Origin of the sequence: Xanthobacter autotrophicus ATCC 700552 (genome assembly GCF_043194565.1) — a bacterium.
Classification (GTDB): Bacteria; Pseudomonadota; Alphaproteobacteria; order Rhizobiales; family Xanthobacteraceae; genus Xanthobacter; species Xanthobacter autotrophicus_F.
In genome coordinates this window covers 1-264 of the sequence record NZ_JBAFVS010000115.1, presented here as the reverse complement: position 1 = coordinate 264, position 264 = coordinate 1, and the positions used below count along the sequence as shown (strand labels likewise).

Here is a 264-nt window from a genome sequence, read left to right as displayed (position 1 = left end):
TCGCGACCGCCGAAGCCTGGGGCAAGGTGCCGGTGCACGCCACCTCGACCCCCGGCTTCATCGTCAACCGGGTGGCGCGGCCCTTCTATGCCGAGGGCCTGCGCCTCCTGGAGGAGCGCGCCGCCGACGCCGCCACCATCGATGCCGTCATGCGCGAGGCCGGCGGCTTCCGCATGGGGCCGTTCGAGCTCATGGATCTCATCGGCCACGACGTGAACTTCGCGGTGACGAGCTCGGTGTTCCAGGCCTATTTCTGCGATCCGC

General features: G+C 69.7%; 1 protein-coding gene. It reads left to right on the top strand.

Annotation, left to right across the window (positions count from 1 at the left end; genetic code table 11):
* On the top strand, positions 1-264 hold a 264-nt coding region (locus tag V5F48_RS25155), incomplete at both ends, for a 3-hydroxyacyl-CoA dehydrogenase family protein (protein ID WP_394260672.1).